The 6,750-nt window shown below is 67.8% G+C and carries 5 protein-coding genes and 1 pseudogene; all 6 read left to right on the plus strand.

Annotated features, from left to right (window positions below; all coding sequences use genetic code 11):
• A partial coding sequence (locus AC1VAN_RS13035; protein WP_480985943.1) for a S46 family peptidase occupies positions 1-1,905 on the plus strand: 1,905 nt, incomplete at its 5' end.
• Between the two features lie 199 nt (positions 1,906-2,104).
• Positions 2,105-2,652 (plus strand): annotated as a pseudogene (locus tag AC1VAN_RS13040) (histidine phosphatase family protein).
• A gap of 42 nt (positions 2,653-2,694) precedes the next feature.
• Positions 2,695-3,966, plus strand: a complete 1,272-nt coding sequence (gene folC / locus AC1VAN_RS13045) for a bifunctional tetrahydrofolate synthase/dihydrofolate synthase (protein WP_480985944.1) — start codon at positions 2,695-2,697, stop codon at positions 3,964-3,966.
• Positions 3,967-4,047: 81 nt separating this feature from the next.
• Positions 4,048-5,085, plus strand: coding sequence for an SPOR domain-containing protein (locus tag AC1VAN_RS13050; RefSeq protein ID WP_025878102.1), 1,038 nt, complete (start codon positions 4,048-4,050; stop codon positions 5,083-5,085).
• A gap of 46 nt (positions 5,086-5,131) precedes the next feature.
• The gene (locus tag AC1VAN_RS13055) at positions 5,132-5,911 is read left to right on the plus strand and encodes a CvpA family protein (RefSeq protein WP_312962167.1); all 780 of its coding nucleotides are present in this window, start codon (positions 5,132-5,134) and stop codon (positions 5,909-5,911) included.
• A gap of 30 nt (positions 5,912-5,941) precedes the next feature.
• The coding region (locus AC1VAN_RS13060) for an amidophosphoribosyltransferase (RefSeq protein ID WP_480985945.1) at positions 5,942-6,750 on the plus strand (809 nt) is incomplete at its 3' end.

Below are 6,750 nucleotides of genomic sequence, written 5' to 3' on the forward strand. Positions count from 1 at the left end.
TATGGTGCGATCCAGCTGAACTCGACCGCACAGAAGAACCTGATCAAGGACGGCTTCAACGCGCCCAAGCTCAGCGATGAACTGAGTGCCGGCCCGAACGCCCGCGTGTTCGTGCTCGACCAGATCACCGACGTCACCGCCCAGGCCAAGGCGGCCATCGCCGGCGCCGGCAAGGACCCGCTGGCCCGCAGCCGTGCGCTGGACGCTTTCGACAAGGCCCAGGTCGCCGCGTGTGAAGCCGATGCCGGCTTCCGCTGCCGCCTGTACTCGTTCTCCGGCGGCAACACCTACCGCCTGTTCCGCAACCTGGAAATCAAGGACGTGCGCCTGGTCTATGCACCTCCGGGCAGCGTCGGCAAGTTCGGCGGTGACGTCGACAACTGGATGTGGCCGCGCCACACCGGTGATTTCTCGTTCTACCGTGCCTACGTCGGCAAGGATGGCAAGCCGGCCGCGTTCTCGGCCGACAACGTGCCCTACCAGCCCAAGCACTTCCTGAAGTTCGCCGATACGCCGCTGGGCGCCGACGACTTCGTGATGGTGGCCGGCTACCCGGGCCGCACCAACCGCTACGCGCTGGCCGGCGAGTTCAACGAGACCGCCAGCTTCACCTACCCGACCATCGCCCGCCACTACAACGCGGTGCTGAAGATGATCGCCGACGCCGGCAAGGCCGACGCCGACGTCAAGGTGAAGTACGCCGCCACCGCGGCCAGCATGAACAACGTGGCCAAGAACTACCTGGGCCAGCTGGAAGGCTTCAAGCGCATCGATGCCGCCGGCCAGAAGCAGGCCGAAGAAGCGGCGGTGCTGGCCTGGCTGAAGAAGCAGGGCGCTGCCGGCAAGCCGGCACTGGCCGCACACGCGCAGCTGCTGCAGCACCTGGATACCAGCAAGTCGACGCGCGAGCGCGACCTGTTCGTCGGCCAGTTCAACAACACCTCTGCGATGGGCGCGGCCATCACCCTGTACCGCCTGTCGATCGAGCGCAGCAAGCCCGATGCCGAGCGCGAAGCGGGTTACCAGGACCGCGACCTGACCACCATCGAGGGCAGCCTGAAGCAGATGGATCGCCGCTACGTGGCGAAGATGGACCAGCAGCTGCAGACCTACTGGCTGGACCAGTACGTGGCCCTGCCGGCCGCCCAGCGCGACAACGAGGTGCTGAACACGTGGTTGGCCGGCAGCGATGCCACTGCGGTGAAGTCGCTGGTGACCAAGCTGGGCGGCACCGGACTGGGCAGCCTGGACAACCGCCTGAAGTGGTTCAAGGCCGATCGCGCTGCGTTTGAAGCCAGCRATGATCCGGCCATCCAGTACGCGGTGGCCGTCATGCCGGCGCTGCTGAAGCAGGAAGAGCAGAAGAAGATCCGCGAGGGCGAATCGCTGACCGCTCGTCCGCTGTACCTGCAGGCCGTGGCCGACTACAAGAAGAGCCAGGGCGAGTTCGTCTATCCCGATGCCAACCTGTCGCTGCGCATCACCTTCGGCAACGTGATGGGCTATGGCAAGGACGGCGTGAAGTACACCCCGTTCACCACCCTGGAAGGTGTGGCGGCGAAGGAAACCGGTGAGGATCCGTTCGACTCGCCGAAGGCCCTGCTCGATGCGGTCAAGGCCAAGCGTTACGGCGGTCTGGAAGACAAGCGGATCGGTTCGGTACCGGTGAACTTCCTGTCCAACCTGGACATCACCGGCGGCAACTCCGGTTCGCCGGTGCTCGATGCCAACGGCAAGCTGGTCGGCCTGGCCTTCGACGGCAACTGGGAATCGGTCAGTTCCAACTGGGTGTTCGACCCGGTGATGACCCGCATGATCGCCGTCGACAGCCGCTACATGCAGTGGATCATGCAGGAAGTGGCGCCGGCGCCGCAGCTGCTGAAGGAACTGAACCTGGCGAAATAAACCGGTTGCGGTAGTGCCGGCCGCTGGCCGGCAACCTCGACCAGATAGCCGGAGTTTCTGAAACCCCGCGACGTCTGTCGCGGGGTTTTTTCATGCCCCGACCGGCCGGGTCCGCCGAACAGGTATCATCCCTGTTCCGCGCACTTCACAGGATGTGAACAATGCGCCGGAACTCCTCCCCCAAGGACCCCTTGTTCGCATGCGCATCCTGCTTGCCCGTCACGGCGAAACGCCGTGGAACGCCGAAGGCCGCTACCAGGGCCAGATCGACATCCCGCTTTCGCCCATCGGTGAGGCCCAGGCCCAGGCGCTTGGCGCCCGCCTGGCTTCGGTGGACATCACCCGCGCGGTGGCYTCGCCGCTGTCACGCGCCCAACGCACCGCGCAACTGGCCCTGGGTGCTGCACGCGCCGACATGCTGCTGACCGAGCCGGAGCTGCAGGAAATCGCCCACGGTGAGTGGGAAGGCCTGCTGGCCAGCGAAATCAACGAAAAAGACCCGTCGCGCCTGCAGGCGTGGCGCAATGAACCGGACACCGTGCTGAGGTCGCCCACGATGCAGTCAACCGGGTGATCCTGTGCAAGGTGCTGGGCCTGCCGTTGTCGCGGCTGTGGACCTTCCGCCAGGCACCGACCACGCTCAACCTGCTTGAAGGCGCCGACCTGGACAGCCTGGAAGTGGTGCGCCTGAACGACTGCGCCCACCACACGCCGTTCTTCGGTGAAGCCAAGCACCGCGCACTCTGAATCTTCTGCCCTGAACCACCTGCACCTGTTGGAAGCCTTGCCGTGAAGAACACCCCGACCACTCTGGCCGAATGGCTGGACTACATTGAACGCCAGCATCCAGCCAGCATCGACATGGGACTGGAGCGCGTGCGCACCGTGGCCACCGCGATGGGCCTGGGCACGCCGGCCAGGCACACCATCGTGGTCGGYGGYACCAAYGGCAAGGGYTCSACSGTSGCCTTCATCGAGGCCATCGCSCGTGCYGCSGGCTGGAAGGTCGGCGCGTACACCTCGCCGCACCTGCTGCGCTACAACGAGCGCGTGCGCATCGATGGCCAGGATGTCGATGACGCCGCACTGGTGGCCGCGTTCAACACGGTCGAGGCAGCGCGCGGTGATGTGACGCTGACCTACTTCGAGTACGGAACGCTGGCCGCGCTGCAGTTGTTCGCCGATGCCGATCTTGATCTGGCCGTGCTGGAAGTGGGCCTCGGTGGCCGCCTGGATGCGGTCAACATCGTCGACGCCGACGTGGCGGTGATCACCACCGTGGACATCGATCACGCCGAATGGCTGGGCGAGGACCGCGAGGCCATCGGTGCCGAGAAGGCCGGCATCATCCGCGGCTGGAAGCCGGTGATCCTGGGCGAGACCGATCCGCCGTCGAGCGTGCTGGCGCGCGCCTACCTGGTGGGTGCCAATGCGATCCGCGGCGGCAGCGACTATTTCTACGAACCGATCGACGCGCAGCGTTGGCGCTGGCGCGATGTCGGCACCCGCCTGGAACTGCCGACGCCGACGCTGGCCGGGCCGATCCAGCTGGCCAACGCCGGTGCGGCGATCGCGGCGCTGCGCGCGTTGGACAAGCCGGTGCCGCGCGCGGCATGGGCCGCAGGCGTGGCAGCGGCGCGCATCGCCGGGCGCCTGCAGGCGTTCGAGCGCGATGGCGTGCAGGTTCGCGTCGATGTCGGCCACAACCCGCAGGCAGCCGGCCAGCTGGCGCGCGCGCTGAAGGCCGAGGCATCCCCCGCGCGCACCCTGGCGGTATACGCCGCGCTGCAGGACAAGGACGCCGTGGGCGTGGTGCAGGYCCTGCAGGAGGTGGTGAGCGACTGGACCCTGGCCGGGCTCGATGGCGCGCGTGGGCAGAGTGCGGCGGAACTGCAGGCACGGCTGGCAGATACTGCGGCAGCCACTGCGGCGCTGGCCGGCACGGTCGAACAGGCGATGGCGCAGGTGCTGGCCCGCGCCGAGCGCGGCGACCGGGTGCTGGTATTTGGTTCCTTCCATACCGCCGCCGCTGCGCTGCAATGGCTGCAGGCCCACGCCTGACCGCCGTTCAGCCATTACCGACGCCGTGCGGTCGCGCACCCGTATAATCGACCGCAACGTCCAGCCTGCCGCCTGCCCTACGTGGATACGCCCCTGAAACAGCGTCTGATTGGTGCCATCGTCCTGGTGGCCTTGGCCGTCATTTTCCTGCCGATGCTCGTCAAGGGCCCGGCCCCGGACAGCGGTGTCGCTTCTGTGCCGATCGCCGCGCCCGATGCGCCGGCCGATGGCCAGTTTGAAACCCGTGAACTGCCGCTGGTAGCACCGGCCGGTGGCGCCACCGGGTTGCAGAGTGGCCAGGCCCGCCCCGTCGAGGAGGCCGCCGCCCCGGCGGCACCGCCGACCGTGGACACCTCGCCAGCCGTCGCCGCAGGTAATTACGCGGTGACCTTCGGAGCCTACGGCAGCCAGGCCGACGCCGATGCAGTGATCGCCTACCTCAAGCGTTCGCAGCTTCCGGGCTTCATCGAGACCGCATCGATCAACGGTCGCCCGGCCTGGCGCGTTCGCGTTGGGCCGTATGCCGACCGTGCCCAGGCCGAAGCGGCCCGGCTGCAGGCGGTGAAGGTGCGTGCCGACGTGAAGGCAGAAGTCATCACGCTCGATGCGAAGCCCTCGACCAGCGCACCGGTGGCAAGCACGCCGACGCCCGCGCCGAGCGCCAGTACTCCCGTCGCGGCGGCCACGCCGTCGGCGACCGGCAACCCGGTGCGCAGTGAAAGCCTGCCGCCGAGTACGCCGACCGCAGCAGCGCCGCCGGCCGCCAAGCCGGAGCCGGTCAAGCCGGTGGCCAAGCCGGAACCGAAGCCCGAGCCCAAGCCGGAAGCGACCGCCAGCAAGCCGGCCACGCCGCCGAGCACGCCGGCCGCACCGGCCGCCAGCGGAGTGGGTTTTGCCGTACAGCTCGGCGCATTCGGCCAGGCCAACGATGCCAACGCCCTGCGCGACAAGGTGCGCGCGGCAGGCTTCAGCGCCTTCGTCGAGCAGGTGCGTACCGAAAAGGGCAGCCTGCACCGTGTCCGTGTCGGGCCGGTCGCCAACCGCGCCGACGCTGAACAGTTGAAGGCGCAGGTCGCCGCCAAGGTCGGCGTGGCCGGCATGGTGCGACCGCACCCATGACCTGTACGCAGCCCCGTTGCCAGCGCCGCCGAAGGAGCGGGGCGCCATGATCGACGTGGTGCTGCTGATCGTGATCGCCGCCTCCACCCTGCTTGGGTTGCTGCGCGGCTTCGTGGGCATCGTCATCGGCACCGTATCGTGGCTGGTGGCCGCCTGGGCGGCCTTCGCCTTCGGCAATGACGCCGCACGCTGGTGGGCCGCACCGGCTGCGCCCGGCGGCGAGCATTTCATCGGCGGCTACCTCAGCGTCGGCATCGGCGTGATGGTCGTGGTCGCCGTGATCGGCATGGTCATCAAGGCCATCGTCCACCGCAACATGCTGGGCAGCCTGGACCGCCTGCTGGGCGGGGTCCTCGGTGCCGTGCGTGGCGGGCTGATCGCCGCCGTGCTGCTGTTGCTGGCCGGCTTCACCCCGCTTACCGCCGAACCCTCCTGGCGCGGCTCAGCGCTGCGCCCGGTGCTGAACCCGGCCGTGGCCTGGATGAACAGCAAGCTGCCGCAGTGGCAGGTGCCGGGCACCGACCTGCTGCCCAAGGCCTTGCCGATGGACGCGCTGTCCCCATCTGCGTTGATGGAGCTGGGCAAGAGCGCCGGCTCCGGAGTGGGCAAGCCGGGGGCGACAGGCGATAATGGCGTACTCGGTCAGATAGTGGCGGGCAGCGGATGGCTGCGGCCTGCGAAGGCGGAACAGGGCGAGGCATACGATCCGGCCGAAGTGCGCCCGGACGCCCCAGCACTACCGGGCAGCATCGAGCCGGACGACCCGGCCAATGTCGACCGCAGACGCGGCGACAACTCTGGCCAGGTACGGCCACCTTCCTTGTAACTGGGCACAGCCCAGCGGAGACCTCGCATCATGTGTGGCATCGTCGGAATCGTCGGCAACCAGAACGTCGCCGGGCAGTTGTATGACGGCTTGACCGTCCTCCAGCATCGCGGCCAGGACGCGGCGGGCATCGCCACCGTCAACGGCAGCCGCCTGCGGGTGCAGAAGGCCACCGGCCTGGTCCGCGATGTGTTCGATGCACGCACCATGTCCACCCTGGAAGGCAGCGTCGGCATCGCCCATGTGCGCTATCCGACCGCCGGTTCGGAAGGCATGGACGAGGCACAGCCGTTCTACGTCAATTCGCCGTACGGCATCGCGCTGGCCCACAACGGCAACCTGATCAACACCGAGGACCTGCGCCAGCAGGTGTTCGAGCAGGACCGCCGCAACGTCAATACCGATTCGGACAGCGAAGTGCTGTTGAACGTGTTCGCCTACGAACTGGAACAGCAGCGCCAGCTCAGCCCGGAAGCCGCCATCCGCGCGGTTGCCGGCGTGCACCGCCGCTGCAAGGGCGGCTATGCGGTGGTCAGCGTCGTGCTGGGCCTGGGCCTGGTCGCTTTCCGCGATCCGCATGGCATCCGCCCGCTGGTGCTGGGCAAGCGCAGTCATGCCGAGGGTGACGAATACATTGTTGCCTCCGAGTCGGCCGCGCTGGACGTGCTGGGCTTCCAGCGCGTGCGTGACGTGCAGCCGGGCGAAGCACTGGTGATCACCGCGCGCGGCGAGTTGTTCTCGGAAATCTGCGCCGAGCCGGCCGAACACACCCCGTGCATCTTCGAGTACGTGTATTTCGCACGCCCCGATTCGATGATCGACAACGTGTCGGTGCACAA

Source organism: Stenotrophomonas sp. 05L44_2 (assembly GCF_056665995.1).

Excerpts from the sequence above, each read along its gene's own strand:
- AC1VAN_RS13055 (WP_312962167.1), top strand. The coding sequence starts at position 5,132 with ATGATCGACGTGGTGCTGCTGATCGTGATCGCCGCCTCCACCCTGCTT.